Annotated in this window: 1 pseudogene; it reads left to right on the top strand. The window is 67.2% G+C overall.

The features are described from left to right. Window positions 1-400, top strand: a pseudogene (locus G3I17_RS39465) (reductase); the annotation flags it as partial.

Here is a 400-nt window from a genome sequence, read left to right as displayed (position 1 = left end):
GGCCGGCTTCCCGTCCGTGGCGGTGCGCGTCGCCCATGTCCTCGGCCGACACGACGACTTCACCGGGCGCCTGGACCACTACGCGGAACGCATCAGGGCCGGCGAGCCGATCGCCGTTCCGGAGAAGAACCAGCCCGCCACCTATGTGTATGTCGAGGAGATCGCGGACTTTCTCGCCTGGACGACGGGGCAGGAATTCACCGGACCGGTGAATGCGCATGCGAACGGTCCGCTGACGACGCCGGACATCTGCGCCACGATCGAGCGGGAGCCGGGCGGCCGGGTGGAATTCGCCCCGGTACACGTGTGTGAGACATCGCCGTTCTCCTTCGCCCGCGCCTACGCCATGCACAACTCCCGTGCCACAGCGCTCGGATACACCTTCCGGCATACGTCGGAT

This window comes from Streptomyces sp. SID13031, from assembly GCF_010548305.1.
Lineage (GTDB): Bacteria > Actinomycetota > Actinomycetes > Propionibacteriales > Kribbellaceae > Kribbella.
This window is presented reverse-complemented; position numbering and strand designations above follow the sequence as displayed.